This is a genomic window from Streptomyces tanashiensis, assembly GCF_014648895.1.
In the GTDB taxonomy this organism is placed as follows: Bacteria; Actinomycetota; Actinomycetes; order Streptomycetales; family Streptomycetaceae; genus Streptomyces; species Streptomyces tanashiensis.
Genome location: NZ_BMRZ01000001.1, coordinates 931,000 through 956,557 on the forward strand (window position 1 = coordinate 931,000; position 25,558 = coordinate 956,557).

Sequence of the window (25,558 nt, forward strand, 5' to 3'; positions counted from 1 at the left end):
GAGGTACTCCCATGTCTCTCGTCAGTGCCCTCAAGAAGTCGTCCGACGGCCTGCGCAACATCAAGACCCAGGCGTCCGGCGCCGGCACCTCGATCAAGAAGGTCGGCGACGCCGGCAAGTCGGCGTCCAGTCAGCTCAAGACGCTCCGTACCAACGCTCAAGGCTCCAACACCCAGCTCAAGAACCTCAAGACGGCCTCGGAGCAGGCCGAGCGCGCCATGAAGAAGGCCGGCGACACCGCTCAGTCGGCCGGCGGCAAGCTCGGCAAGTACGAGTCCGGCGCCGGCAAGGCCGCAAAGGGCCAGGACAAGCTCAACAAGTCCATGAAGGGCAACTTCCTGGTCCGGCTGCTCGAACTCTTCATGCCGCTCATCGAGACGATCGTCGAGATGGCGATGCGCTCGAAGACGATGCAGACGGTCATGAAGAAGGCGTTCAGCGCCATCAAGACCGTGATCAGCTCGGTCATGAAGGCCATCGGCCCGATCATGAAGCAGGCCGGCGCCCTCATCAAGACGGTCTGGAACGGCATCAAGAAGGCCATCTCCACCGTCGTGAAGGCCGTCGCCACGGTCATCAAGACGTACGTGAAGATCTGGAAGACGGTCATCACCACGGTGATGAACGCGATCAAGAGCGTCATCAGCGCCGTCTGGAACGGCATCAAGGCCGTCATCACCCCGGTGGTGAACTGGATCAAGTCCGCGATCCCGAGCGCGTTCACCGCCGTCAAGGACAAGATGTCGTCCATCTGGAACGGCCTCAAGGACATCGCGTCCCGGGCGTTCGACGGCATCAAGAGCGGTGTGAAGGGCCCGATCAACGCCGTCATCGGCCTCATCAACTCGATGATCGGCAGCCTCAACCGCGTCAAGGTCAGCGTCCCCGGCTGGGTCCCCGTCGTCGGCGGCAAGACCTTCGGCGTCAACCTGCCGACCATCCCGATGCTCGCCACCGGTGGTGTCGTCATGCCCCGCCACGGCGGTGTCCCGGCGATCCTCGCCGAGGCCGGCGAGGCCGAGGCCGTCCTGCCGCTGTCCAAGCTGGACCGGCTGCTCGCCCTCACCGCCCGCCGCGCCCGCATGGGCCAGAGCGTCAGCCAGGGCGGGGCCGCCGGTCCCGGGCTGCACATCGAGCACTACCACGCGGCCCGGAACAGTGACCCGCACACCACCGCCGACGCGCTCATGTACCTCGTGAAGGCGCGTGGAGCACGCGCATGAGTGCCATGGCGCTGGGTGGCGCCATGCCCAACCCCTTCAGGGGTGTTGCTCCGACGATGAAGTCCCTGGCGCGGGGGCTCGGTGACGCGGGCGGCGCGCTCAGGCAGCTCAAGCAGGACGTCCAGCGCGCCGCGACGGGTGTCGGCGCCCTGGCCACCGGGATCAAGAGCTCCGGCACCTCCCTCCGCACCCTCGGCCAGAACGCCTCCGGCGCCGCCACCGCCGTCACCAAGATCAAGCGCTCCACCGCACCCACCAGGGTCAAGCGGATCGGCGACGCCGCCGGCAAGGCCCGCAGGGCCGCCGGGAAGATCGGCTCCGGCGCCGGCGTGATCCTCGGCATCCTGCTGCCGCTGCTGCCCATCACGGACGTCATCTCCGGCCTGATGGGCACCTTCGGCACCGTGATGACCATCGCCTCGATCGCCATGACGGGCGTCAACGTCGCCATGCGGGCCAACCCGCTCGGCTTCCTCGTCGGCCTGATCGTGCCCATCGCGGCGTACCTGATCGAACTGGCGGTCAACTCCGAGACCGGCCAGCGGATCATCAAGCAGGTCCTCCAGCAGGCGCTGAAGGGCTTCCAGGCGGTCTGGAAGTTCATCCAGCCGTTCATGCAGGGCCTCGGCAAGGCCGTGGGCACCTACGTCGCGGCGTACCTGACCGTCTTCAAGACCGGACTCAAGATCGTCGGGTCGGTGATCGGCGGAATCTCGAAGATCGGCTCCGCCGTCTCCTCGGCGTCGAACGCGCTGCGCGGCATCGCCTCCCGGACCATCGGCGGCATCAGGAGCGCCGTCCAGCCGGTCGCCGACTGGATCACCGACAGGATCCCCGGCTTCTTCCGGACCGCCAAGGACGCCGTGAGCAACGCCCTGCGGGGCATCGGCGACCTGGTCAAGGGCGCGCTGAGCGCGGTCATCGGTGTCGTGAAGGGACCGATCAACGGCCTGATCGCCTTCGTCAACTGGATCATCGACGGGCTCAACAAGCTCAGCTTCGAAATCCCGCTCACCGGCAAGAAGTTCGGCGTCGAACTCGACAAGCTCCCGATGCTCGCCGAGGGCGGCATCGTCTCGCCCGGAAGCGCGGACGACTACCGCATCGACTCGCTCTCCCAGCTGGAGAACCGCCGTGTCCCGGCGCTCACCGAGCCGCCTCCCCGGCCGCACCGCGTCCGGGACTTCCACGAGGAGCCCGGCGCCGGCCCCCGGTCGACCGCCGAGGACCTGCTGTTCCTCGCGACCGCCCACCGCTGACCCCATCCGAAGTGAGGTGACGGCCCCATGGCCGAGACCACTACCCCCTACGCCGGAAGCACCCTCACGGCCGACGTCGCGCCCGGCTCGCTCATCACCCAGGACGGGCAGATGCAGTGGGCCGGGCTCCTGATCGGGCCCGGCACCCCCTTCGCCGTCGACAAGTCCGGCCTGCAGGGCTGGGAGGACCTGCCCGAGTACGACTCCTCCGACGCCGACCGCCCCACCTCGCACGGCGCCTGGCCGGGTGCCCGGTACGCCAAGCCGCGCAAGGTCGGCGGCACCATCGTGCTGATGCCGGAGTACAAGGGCGCGGCGGGTGCCATCCGCATGCTGCGGCAGGCGCTCGCCCTCCTCGACGAGGAGCGCTGGCTGACCGTCCGGCTGCACGGCGAACTGCTCGCCGTCCGCGCCCGGATCGCCCAGCGCGTGGTCCCCGCCGACCAGGGCTTCGCCACCCAGGGCAGCTCCCGCATGTCCGTCCAGTGGCTGGCGTCCGACCCCCGCCGGTACGCCGTCGACGAGCAGGTCGCCACGACCACTCCCCCGCAGCCGGAGTCGGGCCTCACCTGGCCGCTGACATGGCCGCTCAGCTGGGGCAAGGCGACGAGCACCGGTGACGTCAGCGTCGAGAACACCGGCTCGGCCGCCTGCCACCCGGTGATCGTCTTCCGCGGCCCGTGCTCCATGCCCGCCGTCACCGAGCGGGTCACCCGGCGCCGTCTGCGGTACGCGATCGACCTGGCCGCCGGCGACGAGCTCACCGTCGACACCCGCGCGGGGACGGTCATGCTCAACAACTCGGCCTCCCGGCTGCACACCGCGATGGCCGACTCCACCCCGGAGGAGCTGTTCGTGCTGGACCCCGGCCGGACCGACCTGTCCTTCCGGCCCGAGGAGGGCACCGCGGCCTCGCTGATGACGGTGCGCTGGCGCAGCGCCGAGTGGTGACCGCCGCCGCACGGACCTCGTGCGGCGACCGGCCCTCGTGACCACCGCCGCGTGAGCCCCGCGCGGCGACCGGCCCCTCCTGACCGCCGCGGCGGTGATCACGCCACGGCGTGGTCACCGCCGCGGCGTCGTTCCTCCACCCCGACCGCCCCCGCCCCCTTCCGGAGAGGTGACCCATGACCGTACGCGCCGCTTGGCTCCAGTCCACCGGCCAGACCCGCGAGGACACCCGTCTGACCCTCGCCGCCCTGCTCACCCCCAGCGGCCAGAGCCCCGAGGAGACCCCGCTGCGCTCGCGGTCGGGCATCGTGCCCGGTGGCTTCGTGCTGACCGGCAGCGCCCCGATGCAGTGCACCATCGGCACCGGTCGCGCGATCCTCCAGGGCAAGGACACCGCCCAGGGCTCCTATCTCGTCGCCGTCACCGCCCCGGAGAGCTTCACCCTCGGGGACGGCGACGCGCAGTACGACCGGATCGACCTGATCGAACTGGCCGTCGTGGACGGCTCCTACGACCAGGGCGCCACCACCGAGGCCGTGCTGCGGCTGGTCAAGGGCACTCCCGCGGCCACCCCCGTCGCCCCGGTGAGCGGCGCCGGCAGCGCCCTCCCGCTCTACACGGTCCGGGTCCCGAAGGGCACCTCGGCCGGTACCGGCGGCGTGAACTGGACCACCGCGGTCACCACCCAGCACTGGGCGGTCGTCGCGCTCGGCGGGATCATGCCCACCAGCGGCTTCAAGGGCGCGTACACCGGCCAGTACCGGGACACCGCCGGGCTGCTCCAGCGCTGGGACGGCGCGACCTCGACCTGGGTCTCGTACCCCAAGGCGATCGGCGGCATCGCGCCGCACGGCACGGTGACCACGGGCACGTACACCGGCCAGTTCCGGGACAACGCCGGAGTGCTCCAGCGCTGGGACGGCACCGCCTGGCAGTACGCCGAGGGCAAGGCGACGATCCTGTTCAGCGCCTCGCAGACGTCCCACCAGTCCATCCCCTTCGCCGTGTGGACCCCGGTCACCCTCCAGACCGTCGACATCGACGACTTCAACGGCTGGAACGGGACCGACACCTTCACCGTGCCCCGCACCGGCTGGTGGCGCGTCTCCGGCCACACCGCCTGGACCAGCGACTCCTTCGAGGGCATGCGCGGCACCCGGGTCGTCGTCGGCGGCGTCGGCGTCCCCCGGATGACCTGGCTCACGCCCGCGGGCGGCGGCCCCGTCGTCGTCGGCGGCCAGGGCCTCATCAAGCTCACCGCCGGCAGCACGGTCCAGCTCTCCGCGTACCAGACGGTCCCGACCCCGGTACGCACCCTCGGCGGCGGCGGCTACTCCTGCAACCTCTCGGCCGAGTGGATCAGGTCCTGACTCCACCGGATCGCCCCCCGATCCCGTCCCTCCCCCGCCTCGACTCCTCGATCGGAGAAACCCCATGAACCTGCGCAGCAGCTGGGTCGCCGAGACCGGCCAGACCCGCGAGGACACCCGCCTCACCCAGACCGGTGTCACCACGATGCAGAACCCCGTCCAGGTCCGCTCCGGCATCCTGCCCGGCTCGTACGACGGCGCCTTCCGGCTGGCCGGTTTCTGGACCTTCGGCGCCGGCGCCATGACGGCCACGGTCTCCGAAGGCCGCGCCGTCATCCAGGGCGACATCACGCAGGGCGCCTACCCGGTGACGCTGCCGGTCGCCACGGCCGTCAACTTCACTCCGGGCAACGCCCAGTACGCCCGCATCGACGTGATCGTCCTGAAGATCTACGACTCGCTCTACGACACCTCGACGAAGACCGAGGCGAAGCTGGAGATCATCCAGGGCACCCCGGAGCAGACCCCGAAGGTCCCGCTCATCCCGGCGCGCTGCCTGCCGCTGTACGAGGTCCTGGTCCCGGCCGGCGCCAGCGCCGGCAACGGCGGCATCCCGTGGAACACCTCCCTCAAGGACCTGCGCTCCACGGTCGTCTCGCTCGGCGGCATCCTCCCGGCCGAGGGCCAGACCGGTCCGGGCGCCTACCCGGGTCAGTACCAGGACGCGGCCAACACGCTCCAGCGCTGGGACGGCGCCGCCTGGGTGCCGTACCCGGCGGCGCTCGGCGGCATCATCCCGAACACCGCCTCCGCCACACCGGCGAGCTACCCCGGCCAGTACCGCGACACGGCGAACGGCCAGCTCCAGCGGTGGAACGGTTCGGCGTGGATCCCGGCCGTGGCGGTCGGGGCCTTCGTCGACAACGGCGACTACGGCGACACCACCTCGACCACCTACACCTCGACACTCGCGGGCCGCGTCACCAACCCGCTCACGGTCAGCTTCGTCGCCCCGCCGTCCAGGGCCGTCGCCGTCAGCTTCGGCGCCAAGATGCGGTCGACGAGCAGCGACCACTACGCGTACATGGCGCTCAAGCTCACCCAGGGCGCGACGGTCGTCAACGACCTCGAGGACGACTACGCGGTGCTCGCCGCCAGCCAGAACATGATCTCGGTGGCCAACACGCGCCGCTACTCCGGTCTGACCGCGGGCACGACGTACACGCTCACGGCCTTCTTCCGGGTCATCACCAACACCCTCACCCTCAAGGCCGGCTTCGACAACACCTTCATCAAGGTCGACCCGCTGCCGTAGTCCCGGATCCACTCACCCGACAGGAGAACACCATGGCACTGCGCAGCGGCTGGCTCCCGCCGACCGGACAGACCCGTGTCACCACCCGCCTCACCGCCCACGGCGCCACCACCCCGGCCAACCCGCTCGCCTCGCGCTCCGGCATCCTGCCGGGCACGATCGACGGCAAGTTCCGGGTCGGCGGCCTCTGGATGAGCTCCAGCGGCCCGATGACGGCGACCGTCTACGCCGGGCGCGCCGTCATCCAGGGCCCGAACAACCAGGGTGCCTACCCCGTCACCCTCGACGCGGACACCGTCCTCACCTTCGGTGACGGCGACCCGCTGAACCCGCGCATCGACCTCGTCGTCCTGCGCGTGTACGACGACGAGTTCGACAGCCTCACCCGGAGCGAGGCCGTCCTGGAGATCGTCAAGGGCCAGCCGAAGGCGACGCCGGAAGCCCCGGCCGCGCCCCCGCTCTCCCTCCCGCTCTTCTCGGTCAAGGTGAAGGCCGGGGCCTCGGCCGGCACCGGCGGCATCGACTGGGCGGGCGGGGCCTCCACCGACCTGCGCACCACCCTCGTCGGCGTGGGCGGCATCCTGCCCGTCTACAACAACGCCGGCGTCCCCGGCTCCTACCCGGGCCAGTACCAGGACAACGACAACGCCCACTTCCTCCAGCGCTGGGACGGCCTGGGCTGGGTCGCGTACCCGAAGGAGATCGGCGGTGTCGCCCCCAGCGGCACGGTCTCGACCGGTACGTACGCCGGCCAGTTCCGCGACAACTACGGCGTCCTCCAGCGCTGGACCGGCACCGCCTGGGCGAACTACCAGCCCCCGGTGGAGGTGGAGACCACCACGAGCGCCACGACCGCACTGCCCGGCTGGACGGTCGTGGCCTTCGCCGCCCGCCGCACCCGGGGCCTCGCGACCGTCCTCGTCACCGTCACCCGCAACGGCGCCACCATCAACGTCGACGGCGCCGGCAACTTCACCGACGAGCCGCTGTGCACCCTGCCCGCCGGATGGCGCCCGGCCTTCGACTACGAGGCCTCCGCCTGCGACGGCTTCGGCAACGGCGGTGCCTACATCTCCCCCAGCGGCCAGATCAACCTGCGCACCTGGTCGTCCAACGGCGCTCTCGTCGCCGGCCGGAACGTGCGCATCTCCGCGACCTACGTCCTGTAAAGGGGGCTGTCCATGGCCATCGACACGCCCTACCGGGCCATCTTCTGCGACCTCTGGTCCGACACGACCCTCGACATCCTGCCGCTGCGGGACGTGTCGTTCGAGGACTACATCGGCCGGGCCGGCTCGCTGTCCGGCACCGTCCCCATCCCCGACCGCGAGATCGCCGAGCGGGCCCACCGGATCAGGCCGGGCCGCACCACGGTCTACCTGGAGCGCGGCGGGGACCTGTGGTGGGGCGGCATCGTCTGGACCACCAACCTGCAGGCCAGTGACCGGGGCGTGCTGACCCTGGGAGTCCAGGCCTCCACCTTCGACTCGTACGCGACCCGGCGCCGCATCCGTACGAACGAGTTCGAGACCCAGTTCACCCAGCCGACCGACCAGTTCGTCATCGCCCGCAGCCTCTGGCGCAGTCTCTCGGACGGCCTGGGCCTCAGCAGGATCGACGTCGGCGACGGGGACGAGGCACCCGGCGCACTGCGGACGGCCTCCTGGCGGTACGGCGACGAGACCGTCTACCAGGAAGCCCTCGACCAGCTCGGCGCCCAGGGCCTCGAATACCAGATCCAGGTCTACCGCGATCCGAGCGAGGGCACGCGGGTCCGCCGGCTCAAGCTCGGCTCGCCCATCCGCACCGGCGCCACCGACATGGTCTTCGACCGGCCCGGCTCGATCCTGTCGTACTCCATCCCGGACGACGCCACCCGCGGCGGGACCACGGCCCTGGCCCGCGGCGCCTCGACCAACAGCAACGCGGGCACCGAGTCCCGGCCGACGCTGTCCGACGTCAAGGTGCCGACGAAGCCGCTCCCGGACCTCTGGCCCCAGCTCGACCTGTCCTCGGACCACAACGACATCAGCGACAAGAGCACGCTGAACGCGCTCGCCCAGGCGGAGGTCGACACGCCGTGGGGTTCCGTGCAGATCCCCGAGATCAGCATCCGGCTCGGCGGGATCGTCCCCCCGACGCTCCTCGGGCGCACCGCCCGCATCCGCATCACCGACGAATGGCACCCGACGGGCCTCGACGCCCGCTACCGCATCGTCGGCGTCAAGGTCAGGCCGGCCGAGCGAGGCCGTCCCGACACCGCCGAACTCGCACTTGAGGAGGGCTGATGGCCCTGCTGCCCGAGAACATCGTCGACCGGCTGATCCAGATGGAGCGACGGATCCAGGCCCTGTCCACAGCGGTCAACACCCGTCCTCCTCTCAACGAGATCCGTCCCACCACGCCCTCCTCCCCGGCCAAGCCGGTCCTCCGGGTCTTCGACGGCTACAACCACGAGCTCTTCGCGGACGACATCGCGACCGGCGGCCTCGCCAGGCCGTGGCTGCAGCTGATGCCGCCGGTGGACCACCAGAACGTGGCGAAGTGGCCGTCGACCACGAGCACGACCTTCACCCCCATCGCCCAGTCCTTCAATCCGGTCTGGCAGCCCAAGATGCGGCTGATGATGTACACGAGGGCGTCCAGCGGCGCGGCCGGCCAGGTGAAGGTCATGGTCGACGGCCAGCAGTTCGGCCCGACCGTGCCCGCCGGAACGAGCTTCGACCACACCGGTCTGCTCCCGGTCGACCTGCCGACCAAGTTCGGCAAGGTCATGACCGTCGAGATCCACGCCGTGGTCACCAGTGCCTCCGGCACGGTGTACGCCCAGACCGTCAGCATGTACGGCACCCAGACCTGACCGTCCGCCCACCCCGGCCGACGAGGCCGTCGAGGAGCACACCATGAACATCGACCCCACCCAGCCCTGGGGCGTGGCCATCGACTACGCCGGCCGCGCCACCGTCACCGAGAACGGCCACACCATCGCCGTACGCGTCTACGACAACGGGCTCGGCTACACCCTGGAACGGGACCCGTTCACCGGCCAGTACCCGTCGGTGCACATCAGCGCGGAGTTCGCCAAGGCCGGCACGGGTGACACCACGCTGCGCGGCTACGGCCTGGCCGTCGTCGAGGCGAAGGACGGCGTCCCCGCCGTTCCCGACCCGACCGCCGTCCAGCGGGCCGTCGCCGCCGCGCTCGCCGACTTCGAGACCCGCCGCGCGCACTACGCCGCCCTCTGCGCCGCCTGGGACCCGGCCGCGCAGCAGCCCGTCCCGGAGCCCGAGCCGCTCCCGTAACCCTTCCGCCCCACCCGTACGCAGCCCGCCCGAGTGCGGGCTTTTCTCATGCCTGGAGGACACCAGATGGCCACTCCCCTGTCCGCGGACCGGTTCCTCGCCGCGCTCCGCGCCGAAGGCGTCACCGTCGTCGAACACCCCGGCTGGCGCACCCACAACCGCAACCAGGTCGGCACCTGGGGACCGGTGGTCGGCGTCATGATCCACCACACCGTCTCCAGCGGCACCGCCTCCTCCGTCGAGCTCTGCTACAACGGCTACGACGGGCTCCCCGGGCCGCTCTGCCACGGCGTCATCGCCAAGGACGGCACCGTCCACCTCGTCGCCTCCGGCCGCGCCAACCACGCGGGCGGCGGCGACCCCTCGGTCCTCCAGGCCGTCGTCACCGAGACGTACGGCGACCGGCCGCCCGCCCCCCGCGAGCACCAGGGCAGCAGCAACGCCGTCGACGGCAACTCCCGCTTCTACGGCTTCGAGTGCATCAACCTCGGCAACGGCACCGACCCCTGGCCGGCCGCCCAGCTCGACGCCATCGAGCGGGTCTCCGCCGCCCTGTGCAGGGCCCACGCCTGGGGCGCCAAGTCCGTCATCGGCCACCTGGAGTGGTCCGACTGGAAGAGCGACCCCAAGGGCTTCGGCATGCCGACCATGCGCGACCGGGTCCAGACCCGGCTGGGCAAGGCCCCCGCCAAGAACACCCCCGCCGCCGGCAAGCCGGCCGCCCCCCGCCTCCAGCCGTTCCCGGGCGCCTCGTTCTTCCGCAAGGAGACGAGCTCCCCGATCATCACGGCCATGGGCCGCCGCCTCGTCGCCGAGGGCTGCTCCGCGTACACCGTCGGTCCCAGCCCCCGCTGGGGCGAGGCCGACCGGCTCAGCTACGCGAAGTGGCAGCACAAGCTCGGCTTCCGCGGCACGGACGCCGATGGCGTCCCCGGCGCCGCCTCCTGGAACGCGCTGAAGGTCCCCTTCACGAAGTAACCGACCCCCACCAAGGAGCACACCGATGTCCGATGCCGCCAAGCGCACGGCCCGTACCGTCCTCCAGTCCGCCGTCGGCATCGCCGTCGTCCTCCCCGCGATCGTCGACGCGTCCGGTGTCCCCGAGACCCTCCCCTGGGTCGCCGGGGCACTGGCCGTCGCCGGCGGGCTGGCCCGCGTGATGGCCCTCGACCTGGTGCAGAACCTGCTGCCGTCCTGGCTGCGCAGCACCCCGGGCGGTGCCGATGACCGAGTCTGACCCGAACGACCCCGTCGCCGTCGCCCTCGAACTGGAACGGCTCCGGGGCACCCTGGAGGCCGGCTTCGCCCGGGTCGACGGCTCGCTCGCGCTGCTCGTGCAGCGCAGCGACCAGACCGACAGGCAGCTCGCCGACCACGAGGCACGCCTCGACGAGCTGGAGCGGGCCCGCTGGCCGCTGGCGAGCATCGCCGCCCTGACCGCGAGCGCCGGTGTGCTGGTCGCCGTCTGGGAACTGGCCGCGCGCTGACCGCTCCGGCCGGACGAACGCCGAAGGGCGGCCACCCCGCACGGGGTGACCGCCCTTCGGTCAAGCGACTCGCTTACTGGTTGTACGGACCGTAGTCGTAGTCCTCCAGCGGAACGGCCTGGCCGGAGCCCGAGCCGAACGGCGAGTAGTCGATGTCGTCGTAGCCGACGGCCGAGTACATCGCGGCCTTGGCCTCCTCGGTCGGCTCGACCCGGATGTTGCGGTAGCGGGAGAGACCCGTACCGGCCGGGATGAGCTTACCGATGATGACGTTCTCCTTGAGGCCGATGAGGCTGTCGGACTTGGCGTTGATCGCCGCATCCGTCAGGACTCGGGTCGTCTCCTGGAAGGAGGCGGCCGACAGCCAGGACTCCGTCGCCAGCGAGGCCTTGGTGATACCCATCAGCTGCGGACGGCCGGAGGCGGGGTGACCGCCCTCGGTGACCACACGACGGTTCTCGGTCTCGAACTTCGACCGCTCGACCAGCTCGCCCGGCAGGAGCTCCGCGTCGCCGGACTCGATGATCGTCACGCGGCGCAGCATCTGCCGGATGATGATCTCGATGTGCTTGTCGTGGATCGACACGCCCTGCGAGTTGTAGACCTTCTGGACTTCGCCGACCAGGTGGACCTGGACCGCGCGCTGACCGAGGATCCGGAGCACGTCGTGCGGGTTGGTGGCACCCACGGTGAGCTTCTGGCCCACCTCGACGTGGTCGCCCTCGCCCACGAGCAGACGGGCACGCTTCGAGATCGGGAACGCCGTCTCGTCGGTGCCGTCGTCCGGGGTGACGACGATCTTCTTGGTCTTCTCGGTCTCCTCGATGCGGACGCGACCGGCCGCCTCGGAGATCGGGGCGACACCCTTGGGCTGACGCGCCTCGAAGAGCTCGACGACACGGGGCAGACCCTGGGTGATGTCGTCACCGGCCACACCACCGGTGTGGAAGGTACGCATCGTCAGCTGGGTACCGGGCTCACCGATGGACTGGGCGGCGATGATGCCGACCGCCTCACCGATGTCGACCAGCTTGCCGGTGGCGAGCGAACGGCCGTAGCAGAACGCACAGGTACCGACGGCGGACTCACAGGTCAGGACCGAACGGGTCTTGACCTCCTCGACGCCCGCGTTGACCAGGGCGTCGATGAGCACGTCACCCAGGTCGACGTTGGCCGGCGCGATGACCTTGCCGTCGACGACGACGTCCTCGGCGAGCATCCGCGCGTACACGGAGGTCTCGACGTCGTCCGTCTTCCGCAGGACACCGGCCTCGTCCTTGGCCGCGATCCGCAGCTTCAGACCGCGCTCGGTGCCACAGTCCTCCTCGCGGATGATGACGTCCTGCGAGACGTCCACCAGACGACGGGTCAGGTAACCCGAGTCGGCGGTACGCAGGGCGGTGTCGGCGAGACCCTTACGGGCACCGTGCGTGGAGATGAAGTACTCGAGGACGGTGAGGCCCTCGCGGAACGACGCCTTGATGGGACGCGGGATCGTCTCGTTCTTGGCGTTGGACACCAGACCACGCATACCGGCGATCTGACGCATCTGCATCATGTTTCCTCGGGCACCCGAGTCAACCATCATGAAGATGGGGTTCGTCCGCGGGAAGTTCGCGTTCATCGCCTCGGCGACCTCGTTGGTCGCCTTGGTCCAGATCGCGATGAGCTCCTGCGTGCGCTCTTCCTTGGTGATCAGACCGCGCTCGTACTGCTTCTGGACCTTCTCGTCCTGCGCCTCGTAGCCCTTGACGATCTCCTTCTTCGCCTCGGGAACGACGACGTCGGAGATGGCCACGGTGACACCGGAACGGGTCGCCCAGTAGAAGCCCGCCGCCTTCAGGTTGTCGAGCGTCGCCGCCACGATGACCTTGGGGTAGCGCTCGGCGAGGTCGTTGACGATCTCGGAGAGCTGCTTCTTGCCGACGGAGTAGTCGACGAACGGGTAGTCCTCGGGCAGCAGCTCGTTGAAGAGCGCACGGCCCAGGGTCGTCCGCAGACGGAACGTGTCACCCTGCTGCCACTCCGGCTCGCCCTCCTCGGCGACCGGGGGAACCCAGCCACGCGGAGCGACGGTGCCGACGGGGAAGCGGATCTCGATCTCCGACTGGAGCGCGAGCTCGCCGGCGTCGAACGCCATGATCGCCTCGGCCGTGGAGCCGAACGCGCGGCCCTCGCCCTTGGTGTCACGGAGCTCACCGTCGGTGGTCAGGAAGAACAGACCGAGGACCATGTCCTGGGTCGGCATCGTGACCGGACGGCCGTCGGCGGGCTTCAGGATGTTGTTCGAGGACAGCATCAGGATGCGGGCCTCGGCCTGCGCCTCCGCGGAGAGCGGCAGGTGGACGGCCATCTGGTCACCGTCGAAGTCCGCGTTGAACGCGGTGCAGACGAGCGGGTGGATCTGGATGGCCTTGCCCTCGACCAGCTGCGGCTCGAAGGCCTGGATGCCGAGGCGGTGCAGCGTGGGCGCACGGTTCAGCAGAACCGGGTGCTCGGCGATGACCTCTTCGAGGACGTCGTACACGACCGTGCGGCCGCGCTCGACCATGCGCTTCGCCGACTTGATGTTCTGCGCGTGGTTCAGGTCGACCAGGCGCTTCATCACGAACGGCTTGAAGAGCTCCAGCGCCATGGCCTTCGGCAGACCGCACTGGTGCAGCTTGAGCTGCGGGCCGACGACGATGACGGAACGCGCCGAGTAGTCGACACGCTTGCCGAGCAGGTTCTGACGGAAACGACCCTGCTTGCCCTTCAGCATGTCGCTGAGGGACTTCAGCGGACGGTTGCCGGGGCCCGTCACCGGGCGACCACGACGGCCGTTGTCGAAGAGGGCGTCGACCGCCTCCTGGAGCATCCGCTTCTCGTTGTTCACGATGATCTCGGGGGCACCGAGGTCGAGCAGACGCTTCAGACGGTTGTTGCGGTTGATCACACGGCGGTACAGGTCGTTCAGGTCGGAGGTCGCGAAGCGGCCACCGTCCAGCTGCACCATCGGACGCAGGTCCGGCGGGATGACCGGCACGCAGTCGAGAACCATGCCCTTGGGGCTGTTCGCGGTCTGCAGGAACGCGGAGACGACCTTGAGGCGCTTGAGCGCACGGGTCTTCTTCTGGCCCTTGCCGGTACGGATGATCTCGCGGAGGCGCTCGGCCTCCTCGTCCAGGTCGAAGGACTCCAGGCGCTTCTGCAGCGCCGCGGCACCCATCGAACCGTCGAAGTACGTGCCGAAGCGGTCACGCAGCTCGCGGTAGAGGAGCTCGTCGCCCTCCAGGTCCTGGACCTTGAGGTTCTTGAAGCGCGACCAGACCTCGTCCAGACGGTCGATCTCGCGCTGCGCACGGTCGCGCAGCTGCTTCATCTCGCGCTCGGCACCCTCGCGCACCTTGCGGCGCACGTCGGCCTTGGCGCCCTCGGCCTCCAGCTCGGCGAGGTCGTTCTCGAGCTTCTTGGCGCGGGCCTCCAGGTCGGAGTCGCGACGGTTCTCGATCTGCTGACGCTCGACGGAGACGTGCGCCTCCAGCGAGGGCAGGTCACGCGTACGACGCTCGTCGTCGACGTACGTGATCATGTACGCCGCGAAGTAGATGACCTTCTCGAGGTCCTTCGGGGCGAGGTCGAGCAGGTAGCCAAGACGCGACGGAACGCCCTTGAAGTACCAGATGTGGGTGACGGGAGCGGCGAGCTCGATGTGGCCCATCCGCTCACGGCGCACCTTGGCGCGGGTGACCTCGACGCCACACCGCTCACAGATGATGCCCTTGAAGCGGACGCGCTTGTACTTGCCGCAGTAGCACTCCCAGTCCCGGGTCGGACCGAAGATCTTCTCGCAGAAGAGTCCGTCCTTCTCGGGCTTGAGCGTGCGGTAGTTGATGGTCTCCGGCTTCTTGACCTCGCCGTGGCTCCACTGACGGATGTCGTCAGCGGTGGCCAGACCGATCCGGAGCTCGTCGAAGAAGTTGACGTCGAGCACTATGCGTCAATCCCTCTCAGGGTTGTAAGGCTTTGGGGTCTGATACGGGGGTCCTGGGGCCGGCGGGGGGACCATTGCTGGTCCCCCTGCCGGACTCCCGTCAGACCTCTTCGACGCTGCTCGGCTCGCGCCGGGACAGGTCGATGCCGAGCTCCTCCGCTGCGCGGAAGACGTCCTCGTCGGTGTCGCGCATCTCGATGGACATGCCGTCCGAGGACAGCACCTCCACGTTGAGGCACAGGGACTGCATCTCCTTGATGAGGACCTTGAAGGACTCGGGGATGCCGGGCTCAGGGATGTTCTCGCCCTTGACGATGGCCTCGTAGACCTTCACGCGGCCGGTCACGTCGTCGGACTTGATCGTCAGCAGCTCCTGGAGGGCGTACGCGGCGCCGTATGCCTCCAGCGCCCACACCTCCATCTCACCGAAGCGCTGGCCACCGAACTGGGCCTTACCACCCAGCGGCTGCTGGGTGATCATCGAGTACGGGCCGGTCGAACGCGCGTGCAGCTTGTCGTCGACCAGGTGGTGGAGCTTGAGGATGTACATGTACCCGACGGAGATCGGGTCCGGGAACGGCTCGCCGGAGCGGCCGTCGAACAGCCTCGCCTTACCGGTCGGGAGCACCATGCGCTCGCCGTCGCGGTTCGGGATGGTGTGCTGGAGCAGACCCGCGAGCTCGTCCTCACGCGCACCGTCGAAGACCGGGGTCGCGACGTTGGTGCCGGGGGCGACCTGGTCGGCGCCGATCGCCTGGAGGCGCTGCGCCCACTCGTCCGCGAGACCGGAGACGTCCCAGCCGCGGCTGGCGAGCCAGCCGAGGTGGATCTCCAGGACCTGTCCCGGGTTCATTCGGGACGGGACACCCAGCGGGTTGAGGATGATGTCGACCGGGGTGCCGTCCTCGAGGAAGGGCATGTCCTCGATCGGAAGGATCTTGGAGATGACACCCTTGTTGCCGTGACGGCCGGCGAGCTTGTCACCATCGGTGATCTTGCGCTTCTGGGCGACGTAGACGCGGACCAGCTGGTTCACGCCCGGGGGAAGCTCGTCGCCCTCCTCGCGGTCGAAGACGCGGACGCCGATGATCTTGCCGATCTCGCCGTGCGGCACCTTCAGCGAGGTGTCACGGACCTCACGGGCCTTCTCACCGAAGATCGCGCGGAGCAGGCGCTCCTCCGGCGTCAGCTCGGTCTCACCCTTGGGCGTGACCTTGCCGACGAGGATGTCGCCGGCGACGACCTCGGCACCGATGCGGATGATGCCGCGCTCGTCGAGGTCCGCGAGGACCTCCTCGGAGACGTTCGGGATGTCCCGGGTGATCTCCTCGGGGCCGAGCTTGGTGTCACGGGCGTCGACCTCGTGCTCCTCGATGTGGATCGAGGAGAGGACGTCGTCCTGCACGAGGCGCTGCGACAGGATGATCGCGTCCTCGTAGTTGTGGCCCTCCCACGGCATGAACGCCACGAGGAGGTTCTTGCCGAGCGCCATCTCGCCGTCTTCGGTGGCGGGACCGTCGGCGAGGACCTGGCCCTCGATGACGCGGTCGCCCTCGTCCACGACGACCTTCTGGTTCACAGAGGTGCCCTGGTTGGAGCGGGAGAACTTGTGCAGGCGGTACGTGATGTACGTGCCGTCGTCGTTGGCGACCGTGATGTAGTCGGCCGACAGCTCCTGGACGACACCGTCCTTCTCGGCCTTGAGCACGTCGCCGGCGTCGGTGGCGCAGCGGTACTCCATGCCGGTGCCGACGAGCGGGGCCTCCGACTTAATCAGCGGGACGGCCTGACGCATCATGTTCGCGCCCATGAGGGCACGGTTGGCGTCGTCGTGCTCGAGGAACGGGATCATGGCGGTCGCGACCGACACCATCTGGCGCGGCGAGACGTCCATGTAGTCCACGTCCGACGGCTCGACGTAGTCGACCTCGCCGCCACGCTTACGGACCAGGACGCGGGCCTCGGTGAACTGCAGCTCGTCGTTGAGCGCGGCGTTGGCCTGCGCGATGACGAACCGGTCCTCCTCGTCGGCGGTGACGTAGTCGACCTCGTCGGTGACCTGGCCGTCGACGACCTTGCGGTACGGCGTCTCGATGAAGCCGAACGCGTTGACGCGGCCGTACGAGGCGAGCGAACCGATCAGACCGATGTTCGGGCCTTCGGGGGTCTCGATCGGGCACATGCGTCCGTAGTGGGACGGGTGCACGTCTCGGACCTCGAAGCCGGCCCGCTCACGGGACAGACCACCGGGACCCAGCGCCGAGAGACGACGCTTGTGCGTCAGACCCGACAGCGGGTTGTTCTGGTCCATGAACTGCGACAGCTGGCTGGTGCCGAAGAACTCCTTGATGGAGGCGACGACCGGCCGGATGTTGATCAGGGTCTGCGGCGTGATCGCCTCGACGTCCTGGGTGGTCATCCGCTCGCGGACGACGCGCTCCATACGAGCCAGACCCGTGCGGACCTGGTTCTGGATGAGCTCGCCGACGTTGCGCAGACGACGGTTGCCGAAGTGGTCGATGTCGTCGGTCTCGACGACGATCTCGTTGCCGTTCTCGCCGATCGTCTCGGTCTCGCCCGCGTGGAGCTTGACCAGGTACTTGATCGTGGCGATGACGTCGTCGGTGGTGAGGACACCGGCGTCCAGCGGCTCGTCGGCGCCGAGCTTCTTGTTCACCTTGTAGCGGCCGACCTTCGCGAGGTCGTAGCGCTTCGGGTTGAAGTAGAGGTTCTCGAGCAGCGTCTGAGCGGCCTCACGGGTCGGCGGCTCGCCCGGACGCAGCTTGCGGTAGATGTCGAGCAGCGCGTCGTCCTGGCCCTGGGTGTGGTCCTTCTCCAGGGTGGCGCGCATGGACTCGTACTCGCCGAACTCCTGCAGGATCTGCTCGGTGGTCCAGCCGAGAGCCTTGAGGAGGACGGTGACGGACTGCTTGCGCTTGCGGTCGATGCGGACACCGACCAGGTCGCGCTTGTCGATCTCCATCTCCAGCCAGGCACCCCGGGACGGGATGATCTTGGCGGAGAAGATGTCCTTGTCGGACGTCTTGTCGATCGACGAGTCGAAGTAGACACCCGGCGAACGGACCAGCTGCGACACCACGACACGCTCGGTGCCGTTGATGACGAAGGTGCCCTTGTTGGTCATGAGCGGGAAGTCGCCCATGAAGACCGTCTGGGACTTGATCTCGCCGGTCTCGTTGTTGGTGAACTCGGCGGTGACGAAGAGCGGGGCGCCGTACGTGAAGTCACGGTCCTTGCACTCGTCGATCGAGTTCTTCGGCGGCTCGAAGCGGTGGTCGCGGAAGGTCAGCGACATCGACCCGGAGAAGTCCTCGATCGGGGAGATCTCCTCGAAGATCTCCTCCAGGCCGGACTTCGTGGGGACGTCCTGTCCCGACTCAAGGGCAGCCTCGACGCGAGCCTTCCAGGCGGCGTTGCCGAGCAGCCAGTCAAAGCTCTCGGTCTGCAGCGCGAGGAGGTTCGGAACCTCGAGGGGCTCCTTGATCTTTGCAAAGGAGATGCGCAGCGGGGCGGTGCTTGCGCCGTTGTTCGTATTGGTCGAGGCGTTGCGCGAGGCGGCCAAGAGGGGGTCCTTCCGAGGGCTCGGACTCACTACGCGCGTACCGGTCCCCAGCAACGCTTCACGGCAGACTTTTCCTGAGATGACCAAAGGGCCAGGTCAGACGGGGTCGGTCCACGAAGCTGATGCGAAGGTATGCCCCTGGTGACGGGCAGGGGGCAGCTAACAGGCAGCGCAAAGGGTCAGTGTAGCCACTTGGCTCACTGATGTCCAGGGCGACTTCTTCGCGACCCTCGTTGCTCTCAACTCCGCGGTACCTCGCGCCGTGCGGCGCACCTCGATACTGCCCGTTCAGTCGTCGATCCATGCCTCGGAAACGGATCGTTGTGACGACGCGTCCTGAGAATTGCGCGCTGCGTGCGGTTCGTCAAGACCCGCCGGTCTGCGGGGCGCACGGCGAAGATCACCATACTCCGCTTCCAGCGCCTCTCAGGCCCCCCGCCACGCCCGTCCCGGGAACGCCGAAAGGCGACCACCCAGAAGGGTGATCGCCTTTCGCTGCTCCCGCGTTACACGGGAGCAGGAGTCAGCTTCAGCGACTCGAAACGGTCTTACTTGACCGTGACGGAGGCGCCGGCGGCCTTGAGGGACTCGGCAGCCTTCTCGGCGGCCTCCTTCGCGACCTTCTCGAGGACCGGCTTCGGGGTGCCGTCGACGAGGTCCTTGGCCTCCTTGAGGCCCAGGGAGGTGAGCTCACGCACGACCTTGATGACCTGGATCTTCTTGTCGCCGGCACCCTCGAGGATGACGTCGAACTCGTCCTGCTCCTCGGCGGCCTCGGGGGCAGCGCCACCGACGGCGGGGCCGGCAACGGCGACGGCCGCGGCGGCGGTGACGTCGAACTTCTCCTCGAAGGCCTTCACGAACTCGGAGAGCTCGATGAGGGTCATCTCCTCGAACTGGGCGAGGAGGTCGTCCTGAGAGAGCTTCGCCATGATGGGCGATCCTTCCACTAATTCGGCAGGTGCCGATGTGTCTATAGAGGCGGGCGTAACGGCCCGCTACGACCCGCGCACTAGGCGGCGCGGATCAATGCGCGAGCCGAATTACTCGGCACCGCCCTGCTCGGCGAGCTTGACGCGAAGCGCTTCCGCGGTGCGGACGAACTTCGACGGCAGCGCCTGGAAGAGCGAGGCAGCCTGAGACTGCTTGCCCTTGAACGCGCCGGCCAGCTTGCTGAGCAGAACCTCGCGGGACTCGAGGTCCGCAAGCTTCTTGATGTCGTCGGCGGAGAGAGCCTTACCGTCAAGGACACCGGCCTTGATGATGAGGTTCGGGTTCTCCTTGGCGAAGTCACGCAGGGCCTTCGCCGACTCCACCGGGTCACCGGTGACGAAGGCGACCGCGGTCGGACCAGCGAAGTGCTCGTCCAGTGCGGTGATCCCGGCCTCGTTGGCCGCAATCTTGGTCAGCGTGTTCTTCACCACGGCGTACTGGGCGTTCTCACCGAGAGAGCGACGCAGCGTCTTGAGCTGCGCGACGGTGAGACCCCGGTACTCGGTCAGCACGGCGGCGTTGGAGCTCTGGAACGCGTCCTTGAGCTCGGCCACCGATGCAGCCTTGTTGGGCGTCGGCATAGTGCGTCGGCCTCCTTCCGGGTGATGAGGACCGCTCAGAAGGGGGCTGGACAAACAAAACGCCCCGGCGCAGGCGCACGGGGCTGAGCTCGACCGGACGAGTCCGGGAACTTTCCACAGTCACCTGCGCGGGTCGTCCGTTGTCAGCGGATCCTTCGGCCACCGCACCCGGTAGGGCACAGCAACGACCAGCGGTCTTTGGCTTCTGTGGAAGAGTACGCGACCGTGTCGGCTTCGGGCAAATCAGCCCTGGCCGAGTTCCTTCCCGAGGTCCTTCATCATCTGCATGAAGTCGAAGGTGTCCTTCGCCGGCGGGGCCTGGACGTTCGCCTTGGTGCCGTAGTCGGAGTAGAAGGCCGTCATGTTCATCGTGCCCTCGGGCATCTTCATGCCGACGACCATCTTCACCGGGTAGCCGTCGCCGTTGACCCAGAGCTCGGTGTCGTAGCCCTTGACCCCCGAGTCCTTCATGGTCGCGACGAGCTTCTCGCGGTCCGCCTTCGGCAGGCCGTCGAAGGCCTTGTTGGCCTTCAGCATGTCCTCGAAGGCGACCGAGCCCTTGTAGTGCTGGGCGTCGACGCCCTCGACCTTCTCCGGGCCGACGTGCTTGATGCCCGGGGACTCCAGGAGCAGCGCGAGCTGCTGGGCCGGGTCCTGGTTCATGCCGCCGAGGTTCTGCGTCATCTGCTTCTGCAGGGCGGCATCGCCGGACTCCTTCGCCAGGGCGGCGAAGTCCATCTTCATCCAGCGCTTGCCGTCCATGGAGGCGGCCTGCTCGGCGCCCATGTCCATGTACATGACGTTGTCGTGCATGATCATGCGAATCTTGTCGGGCATGCCGGCGGCGCCCGCCCCGGCGAACATGCCGCCGGACATCGTCACGTCCATCGAGGCCGGGTCCCAGCCCTGCACGCCGGTCATGGTGGTGGTGCCGGAGCCCAGACCGGCGCCCGTCATCTCGATCGTCATCCGGAGCTTCGCGGCCTTGGCCTGGGAGGTCTTCTCGTACGCGGCCTGGATGACCTTGGTGACCTCCCCGAGGCTCTGCACCTTCGGAGCACCCGCCTCGGCCCCCGCCTTGGCCCCGGTCTTGGCGTCTGCTCCGTCCTGACAGCCCGCGACACCCGTCACGACGGCCACGGCCGTCAGGGCGACGCCCGCGCGCTTCCATGCGGACTTGTTCATGAGCGTTCCCCACCCCTTGATCTACGTCTTTGCGGTCTCTTGAACCGTAACAAGAAGCCGGCCCCGCACCTCCGGAGAGGTGCGGGGCCGGCTTGACCACTCAGTGAACCGGTGAGGTTCAGACCGCGGCCGGGTCCTCCTCGACGAGGAGGTTACGGGTGCGGTTGGAGTCCAGCGGGATGCCGGGGCCCATCGTGGTGGAGAGGGCGGCCTTCTTGATGTAGCGGCCCTTGGCGGCGGACGGCTTCAGACGGAGGATCTCCTCCAGCGCCGCGGCGTAGTTCTCGACCAGCTTCGTGTCATCGAAAGAGACCTTGCCGATGATGAAGTGCAGGTTCGAGTGCTTGTCGACGCGGAACTCGATCTTGCCGCCCTTGATGTCGTTGACAGCCTTCGCGACATCGGGGGTGACGGTGCCGACCTTGGGGTTCGGCATGAGACCACGCGGGCCGAGGACGCGGCCGAGGCGGCCGACCTTGCCCATGAGGTCCGGGGTGGCCACAACGGCGTCGAACTCGTTCAGGCGGTTGCCCTTGGAGATCTCGTCGATGAGCTCGTCGGAACCGACGATGTCGGCGCCAGCGGCGATCGCGGCCTCGGCACGGTCACCGGTCGCGAAGACCAGGACCCGGGCGGTCTTGCCGGTGCCGTGCGGGAGGTTCACGGTGCCGCGGACCATCTGGTCGGCCTTGCGCGGGTCGACACCCAGGCGGAAGGCGACCTCGACGGTGCCGTCGAACTTCGTGGCGGCGGTCTCCTTCGCGAGGCGGACGGCCTCGAGGGGAGCGTAGAGCCGCTCGCGGTCGATCTTGGCGTCCGCGGAGCGGAGAGCCTTGCTGCGCTTCACTGCTTCTCCTGGTGTTTCAGGTATGGAGTCGTGGTGCGGGCCGCGCCGGCCCTACCACTGAAAGGTCAAACGGGGGGGTGATCAGCCCTCGACCGTGATGCCCATGGAACGGGCGGTGCCGGCGATGATCTTGGACGCGGCGTCCAGGTCATTGGCGTTGAGGTCGGGGAGCTTGACCGTGGCGATCTCGCGGACCTGGGCGGCCGTGAGCTTGGCGACCTTGGTCTTGTGCGGCTCGCCGGAGCCCTTCTCCACACCCGCGGCCTTGAGGATCAGCTTGGCGGCCGGCGGAGTCTTGGTGATGAAGGTGAAGGTGCGGTCTTCGTAGACCGTGATCTCCACCGGCACGACCATGCCACGCTGCGACTCGGTCGCGGCGTTGTAGGCCTTGCAGAACTCCATGATGTTGACGCCGTGCTGACCGAGCGCGGGGCCGACCGGCGGGGCCGGGTTGGCCGCACCAGCGTTGATCTGGAGCTTGATAAGCCCCGTGACCTTCTTCTTCTTGGGAGGCATTGCTCTCTCCGGGTCCTAGTGAGAGTGTTCAGCCCGCCTTCCGGTCATCCGGATGCAGGCATACCGCACAACGATAACGGGTATAGACGTGCGGCCAAAAACCGAGCAGGTCAGAGCGGCTTTAACAGCCACTCTGACCTGGTCGGAAGACGGTGAGATCAGTTCTTCTGGATCTGGTCGAAGCTGAGCTCGACCGGGGTCTCGCGACCGAAGATCTCGACGAGGCCCTTGACCTTCTTCGAGTCGGGGTTGATCTCGTTGATCGTGGCCTGGAGGGTCGCGAACGGGCCGTCGGTGACGGTGACCGAGTCGCCGACCTCGAAGTCCAGGACCTGGACCTCCAGCTTGCGGGCGGGAGCCGGCTTGCCCTCGGCCTCGGCGGCCTCGCGGGCGGCCTTCTCCTCGGCCTCCGGGGCGAGCATCTTGACGATCTCGTCCAGGGTCAGCGGGTACGGGTCGTAGGCGTTGCCCACGAAGCCGGTGACGCCGGGGGTGTTGCGGACGACGCCCCAGGACTCGTTCGTCAGGTCCATGCGGACGAGAACGTAGCCGGGAAGCTTGTTCTGCTTGACGTTCTTCCGCTCGCCGCCCTTGATCTGGACGATCTCTTCCTCGGGGACCTCGGCCTGGTAGATGAAGTCCTCGACGTTGAGCGAGACGGCACGCTGCTCGAGGTTGGCCTTCACGCGCTTCTCGTAGCCCGCGTAGGTGTGGATGACGTACCACTCGCCGGGGAGGGTGCGGAGCTCCTCGCGGAGCGCGGCGACCGGGTCGACCGGGGCGGCCGGCTCGGCCTCCTCCTCGGTCTCTTCCTCGGTGTCCTCGTCCTCGACCTCGACGTCGTCCTCAGCCTCGACCTCGACGGTCTCGTCCTCGTCGGCCTCGTCGATCTCGACGTCCTCGTCCGCAGCGTCCTCAGCAGCGTCGACCTCGACGTCCTCGACGTCCTCGTCGGCGGCCTCGACGATGTCCAGCTCGTCCTCGACGGACTCGGACTCGAAGGCGTCGTTCAGGTTCGCGTCAGACACGGTGGCTGCTTCTTCCTGCGATACAGATGGGGTGGAACAAAAAGTCAGCCGAAGACGTACTTGACTGCTTCCTGGAAGCCATAGTCAATCACGGTGACGAGGCCGATCATGATGACGACGAAGACAATCACCACGGTGGTGTACGTCGTCAGCTGGCTGCGCGTGGGCCAGACGACCTTGCGGAGCTCGGCGATGATCTGGCGGTAGAAGAGCGCGAGACGGCCCAGAGGGCCCTTCTTTCCGCGCTTCCCGCCCTTGCGGGACTTCTTCTTCGACTCTGCGGTCTCGTCGTCGGCATCAGGCATGTCGATGGAGCCTACGGCGTCCGTCACGATCTCTCACCTGATTCCGGGTCGGCCGTGCCGCGCCCGGGTGGAGCCGCACGGCGGTGCAATGAAGTACGTACATGCGCACAACACCTGGCGGTGTGTGTAGCAGGGCCGGAGGGACTTGAACCCCCAACCGCCGGTTTTGGAGACCGGTGCTCTACCAATTGAGCTACGACCCTTTGTCGGTGTCCTCAACGTACCGCATCGTGAGATGTGGTCGGTGCGGGCCAACGAGGAGTGAGCATACGTGGTCATGGGCCCCTACGTCGAACAGAAAGCGCGCCGACCTGCCGTAGGACGCGCGTACGACCGGGAATGACCGTTCCTGTCCGGTCCGTGAAACCTGTGTGCCGGGGCCGGAGAGGGTCTGGGACGATGGGCCGCATGAGCGCTGCTACCCCTCCCACCGAGCGTCGGGTCTCCGCCCGGATCGGTGCGATCTCCGAGTCCGCCACCCTCGCCGTCGACGCCAAGGCCAAGGCCCTCAAGGCCGCCGGGCGCCCGGTGATCGGTTTCGGCGCGGGTGAGCCCGACTTCCCGACCCCGGACTACATCGTCGAAGCGGCCGTCGAGGCCTGCAAGAACCCGAAGTACCACCGCTACACGCCGGCCGGCGGTCTGCCCGAGCTGAAGGCCGCGATCGCCGCCAAGACGCTGCGCGACTCCGGTTACGAGGTCGACGCCTCCCAGGTCCTCGTGACCAACGGCGGCAAGCAGGCGATCTACGAGGCCTTCGCCGCGATCCTCGACCCGGGCGACGAGGTCATCGTCCCGGCGCCGTACTGGACGACGTACCCCGAGTCGATCCGTCTCGCGGGCGGTGTCCCGGTGGAGGTCGTCGCCGACGAGACCACCGGCTACCGGGTCTCGGTGGAGCAGCTGGAGGCGGCGCGCACGGAGAAGACCAAGGTCGTCCTCTTCGTGTCGCCCTCGAACCCGACCGGCGCGGTGTACAGCGAGGCGGACGCCGAGGCGATCGGCCGCTGGGCCGTCGAGCACGGCCTGTGGGTCCTGACCGACGAGATCTACGAGCACCTGGTCTACGGCGACGCGAAGTTCACCTCGCTGCCGACGATCGTGCCCGAGCTGCGCGACAAGTGCATCGTGGTCAACGGCGTGGCGAAGACGTACGCGATGACGGGCTGGCGCGTCGGGTGGATCGTCGGCCCGAAGGACGTCGTGAAGGCCGCGACGAACCTGCAGTCGCACGCCACGTCCAACGTGAGCAACGTCGCCCAGGTGGCCGCGCTCGCCGCCGTCTCCGGCAACCTGGACGCGGTCGCCGAGATGCGCACCGCCTTCGACCGCCGCCGCCAGACGATCGTGCGGATGCTGAACGAGATCGAGGGCGTCTACTGCCCGACGCCGGAGGGCGCGTTCTACGCGTACCCGTCGGTGAAGGGGCTGCTCGGCAAGGAGATCCGCGGCAAGCGCCCGCAGTCCTCGGTCGAGCTGGCCGCCCTGATCCTGGACGAGGCCGAGGTCGCGGTCGTCCCGGGCGAGGCCTTCGGCACCCCGGGCTACCTGCGCCTGTCGTACGCGCTCGGCGACGAGGACCTGGTGGAGGGCGTGTCCCGGATCCAGAAGCTGCTCGCCGAGGCGACTGACTGATCCTCTCGCAGGTGCGGGCCCCCGGTTCTCCGGAACCGGAGGCCCGTTTTTGCGTTCCAGCGGGC

At 68.4% G+C, this 25,558-nt stretch carries 22 protein-coding genes and 1 tRNA gene; 13 read left to right on the top strand and 10 right to left on the bottom strand.

The genetic code is table 11. The features are described from left to right. Nucleotides 1–11 precede the first annotated feature (11 nt). The 12 genes from IE237_RS04255 to IE237_RS04310 all read left to right on the top strand — a co-directional run bounded on the left by IE237_RS04255 (nucleotide 12) and on the right by IE237_RS04310 (nucleotide 10,847). On the top strand, nucleotides 12–1,223 hold the full coding sequence (locus IE237_RS04255; RefSeq protein WP_189800393.1) for a phage tail protein: 1,212 nt from the start codon (nucleotides 12–14) through the stop codon (nucleotides 1,221–1,223). Beyond that, complete coding sequence (locus IE237_RS04260; protein WP_189800394.1) at nucleotides 1,220–2,482, top strand: phage tail family protein; 1,263 nt, start codon at nucleotides 1,220–1,222, stop codon at nucleotides 2,480–2,482. Before IE237_RS04255 ends, IE237_RS04260 begins: the two co-directional genes overlap by 4 nt. Nucleotides 2,483–2,509: 27 nt before the next feature. After that, complete coding sequence (locus IE237_RS04265; RefSeq protein WP_189800395.1) at nucleotides 2,510–3,433, top strand: phage distal tail protein; 924 nt, start codon at nucleotides 2,510–2,512, stop codon at nucleotides 3,431–3,433. Nucleotides 3,434–3,609: 176 nt separating this feature from the next. Next, a complete protein-coding gene (locus IE237_RS04270; RefSeq protein WP_189800396.1) occupies nucleotides 3,610–4,803 on the top strand; it encodes a hypothetical protein in 1,194 nt (397 codons plus the stop codon). Nucleotides 4,804–4,867: 64 nt separating this feature from the next. After that, complete coding sequence (locus tag IE237_RS04275) at nucleotides 4,868–6,058, top strand: hypothetical protein (RefSeq protein WP_189800397.1); 1,191 nt, start codon at nucleotides 4,868–4,870, stop codon at nucleotides 6,056–6,058. 32 nt (nucleotides 6,059–6,090) lie between these two features. Beyond that, nucleotides 6,091–7,227, top strand: coding sequence for a hypothetical protein (locus IE237_RS04280; RefSeq protein WP_189800398.1), 1,137 nt, complete (start codon nucleotides 6,091–6,093; stop codon nucleotides 7,225–7,227). A gap of 12 nt (nucleotides 7,228–7,239) precedes the next feature. Beyond that, complete coding sequence (locus tag IE237_RS04285) at nucleotides 7,240–8,346, top strand: hypothetical protein (RefSeq protein WP_189800399.1); 1,107 nt, start codon at nucleotides 7,240–7,242, stop codon at nucleotides 8,344–8,346. After that, nucleotides 8,346–8,918, top strand: a complete 573-nt coding sequence (locus tag IE237_RS04290; RefSeq protein ID WP_189800400.1) for a hypothetical protein — start codon at nucleotides 8,346–8,348, stop codon at nucleotides 8,916–8,918. The genes IE237_RS04285 and IE237_RS04290 overlap by 1 nt, the downstream gene beginning before the upstream one ends. A gap of 43 nt (nucleotides 8,919–8,961) precedes the next feature. Beyond that, a complete protein-coding gene (locus IE237_RS04295) occupies nucleotides 8,962–9,360 on the top strand; it encodes an ATP-binding protein (protein ID WP_189800401.1) in 399 nt (132 codons plus the stop codon). Between the two features lie 66 nt (nucleotides 9,361–9,426). Next, entirely contained in the window at nucleotides 9,427–10,338 is a 912-nt protein-coding gene (locus IE237_RS04300) for a peptidoglycan-binding protein (RefSeq protein ID WP_189800402.1), read from the top strand. Between the two features lie 25 nt (nucleotides 10,339–10,363). Then, nucleotides 10,364–10,597: a hypothetical protein gene (locus IE237_RS04305; protein ID WP_189800403.1), complete on the top strand. Its 234-nt coding sequence runs from the start codon at nucleotides 10,364–10,366 to the stop codon at nucleotides 10,595–10,597. Further along, complete coding sequence (locus tag IE237_RS04310) at nucleotides 10,584–10,847, top strand: hypothetical protein (RefSeq protein WP_189800404.1); 264 nt, start codon at nucleotides 10,584–10,586, stop codon at nucleotides 10,845–10,847. The genes IE237_RS04305 and IE237_RS04310 overlap by 14 nt, the downstream gene beginning before the upstream one ends. A gap of 73 nt (nucleotides 10,848–10,920) precedes the next feature. Here IE237_RS04310 and IE237_RS04315 read toward each other — a convergent pair whose 3' ends face one another. The 10 genes from IE237_RS04315 to IE237_RS04360 all read right to left on the bottom strand — a co-directional run bounded on the left by IE237_RS04315 (nucleotide 10,921) and on the right by IE237_RS04360 (nucleotide 24,061). Continuing rightward, on the bottom strand, nucleotides 10,921–14,820 hold the full coding sequence (locus IE237_RS04315; RefSeq protein WP_189800405.1) for a DNA-directed RNA polymerase subunit beta': 3,900 nt from the start codon (nucleotides 14,818–14,820) through the stop codon (nucleotides 10,921–10,923). 100 nt (nucleotides 14,821–14,920) lie between these two features. After that, complete coding sequence (rpoB, locus tag IE237_RS04320; RefSeq protein ID WP_189800406.1) at nucleotides 14,921–18,403, bottom strand: DNA-directed RNA polymerase subunit beta; 3,483 nt, start codon at nucleotides 18,401–18,403, stop codon at nucleotides 14,921–14,923. Nucleotides 18,404–18,951: 548 nt separating this feature from the next. Beyond that, nucleotides 18,952–19,335, bottom strand: a complete 384-nt coding sequence (gene rplL, locus IE237_RS04325; RefSeq protein ID WP_033202007.1) for a 50S ribosomal protein L7/L12 — start codon at nucleotides 19,333–19,335, stop codon at nucleotides 18,952–18,954. 111 nt (nucleotides 19,336–19,446) lie between these two features. After that, nucleotides 19,447–19,977, bottom strand: a complete 531-nt coding sequence (gene rplJ, locus IE237_RS04330) for a 50S ribosomal protein L10 (RefSeq protein WP_030687887.1) — start codon at nucleotides 19,975–19,977, stop codon at nucleotides 19,447–19,449. Between the two features lie 243 nt (nucleotides 19,978–20,220). Continuing rightward, nucleotides 20,221–21,162: an SCO4651 family lipoprotein gene (locus IE237_RS04335; RefSeq protein WP_189800407.1), complete on the bottom strand. Its 942-nt coding sequence runs from the start codon at nucleotides 21,160–21,162 to the stop codon at nucleotides 20,221–20,223. Between the two features lie 118 nt (nucleotides 21,163–21,280). Beyond that, entirely contained in the window at nucleotides 21,281–22,009 is a 729-nt protein-coding gene (gene rplA, locus IE237_RS04340; RefSeq protein ID WP_189800408.1) for a 50S ribosomal protein L1, read from the bottom strand. 81 nt (nucleotides 22,010–22,090) lie between these two features. Continuing rightward, entirely contained in the window at nucleotides 22,091–22,525 is a 435-nt protein-coding gene (gene rplK / locus IE237_RS04345; RefSeq protein WP_030687894.1) for a 50S ribosomal protein L11, read from the bottom strand. Between the two features lie 158 nt (nucleotides 22,526–22,683). After that, the gene (nusG, locus tag IE237_RS04350; RefSeq protein WP_189800409.1) at nucleotides 22,684–23,553 is read right to left on the bottom strand and encodes a transcription termination/antitermination protein NusG; all 870 of its coding nucleotides are present in this window, start codon (nucleotides 23,551–23,553) and stop codon (nucleotides 22,684–22,686) included. Between the two features lie 44 nt (nucleotides 23,554–23,597). After that, nucleotides 23,598–23,885, bottom strand: a complete 288-nt coding sequence (gene secE / locus IE237_RS04355) for a preprotein translocase subunit SecE (protein ID WP_189800410.1) — start codon at nucleotides 23,883–23,885, stop codon at nucleotides 23,598–23,600. Between the two features lie 103 nt (nucleotides 23,886–23,988). Further along, nucleotides 23,989–24,061: transfer RNA gene (locus tag IE237_RS04360), tRNA-Trp, on the bottom strand. Nucleotides 24,062–24,266: 205 nt separating this feature from the next. On the opposite strand from IE237_RS04360, the gene IE237_RS04365 reads away from it, so the two are divergent. Further along, nucleotides 24,267–25,493 (top strand): pyridoxal phosphate-dependent aminotransferase, encoded by a 1,227-nt coding sequence (locus IE237_RS04365; RefSeq protein ID WP_189800411.1) that lies wholly within the window; start codon nucleotides 24,267–24,269, stop codon nucleotides 25,491–25,493. The last annotated feature ends 65 nt before the right edge of the window (nucleotides 25,494–25,558 follow it).

Bases quoted from the DNA above. Each gene is read 5' to 3' on its own strand.
- rplJ (WP_030687887.1), bottom strand. From the start codon at position 19,977: ATGCCGACGCCCAACAAGGCTGCATCGGTGGCCGAGCTCAAGGACGCG.
- IE237_RS04285 (WP_189800399.1), top strand. From the start codon at position 7,240: ATGGCCATCGACACGCCCTACCGGGCCATCTTCTGCGACCTCTGGTCC.
- IE237_RS04280 (WP_189800398.1), top strand. From the start codon at position 6,091: ATGGCACTGCGCAGCGGCTGGCTCCCGCCGACCGGACAGACCCGTGTC.
- IE237_RS04305 (WP_189800403.1), top strand. From the start codon at position 10,364: ATGTCCGATGCCGCCAAGCGCACGGCCCGTACCGTCCTCCAGTCCGCC.
- rplK (WP_030687894.1), bottom strand. From the start codon at position 22,525: ATGCCTCCCAAGAAGAAGAAGGTCACGGGGCTTATCAAGCTCCAGATC.
- IE237_RS04310 (WP_189800404.1), top strand. From the start codon at position 10,584: ATGACCGAGTCTGACCCGAACGACCCCGTCGCCGTCGCCCTCGAACTG.
- IE237_RS04255 (WP_189800393.1), top strand. From the start codon at position 12: ATGTCTCTCGTCAGTGCCCTCAAGAAGTCGTCCGACGGCCTGCGCAAC.
- rplL (WP_033202007.1), bottom strand. From the start codon at position 19,335: ATGGCGAAGCTCTCTCAGGACGACCTCCTCGCCCAGTTCGAGGAGATG.
- IE237_RS04365 (WP_189800411.1), top strand. From the start codon at position 24,267: ATGAGCGCTGCTACCCCTCCCACCGAGCGTCGGGTCTCCGCCCGGATC.
- IE237_RS04290 (WP_189800400.1), top strand. From the start codon at position 8,346: ATGGCCCTGCTGCCCGAGAACATCGTCGACCGGCTGATCCAGATGGAG.
- IE237_RS04275 (WP_189800397.1), top strand. From the start codon at position 4,868: ATGAACCTGCGCAGCAGCTGGGTCGCCGAGACCGGCCAGACCCGCGAG.
- IE237_RS04335 (WP_189800407.1), bottom strand. From the start codon at position 21,162: ATGAACAAGTCCGCATGGAAGCGCGCGGGCGTCGCCCTGACGGCCGTG.
- IE237_RS04270 (WP_189800396.1), top strand. From the start codon at position 3,610: ATGACCGTACGCGCCGCTTGGCTCCAGTCCACCGGCCAGACCCGCGAG.
- IE237_RS04295 (WP_189800401.1), top strand. From the start codon at position 8,962: ATGAACATCGACCCCACCCAGCCCTGGGGCGTGGCCATCGACTACGCC.
- IE237_RS04300 (WP_189800402.1), top strand. From the start codon at position 9,427: ATGGCCACTCCCCTGTCCGCGGACCGGTTCCTCGCCGCGCTCCGCGCC.
- IE237_RS04265 (WP_189800395.1), top strand. From the start codon at position 2,510: ATGGCCGAGACCACTACCCCCTACGCCGGAAGCACCCTCACGGCCGAC.
- IE237_RS04260 (WP_189800394.1), top strand. From the start codon at position 1,220: ATGAGTGCCATGGCGCTGGGTGGCGCCATGCCCAACCCCTTCAGGGGT.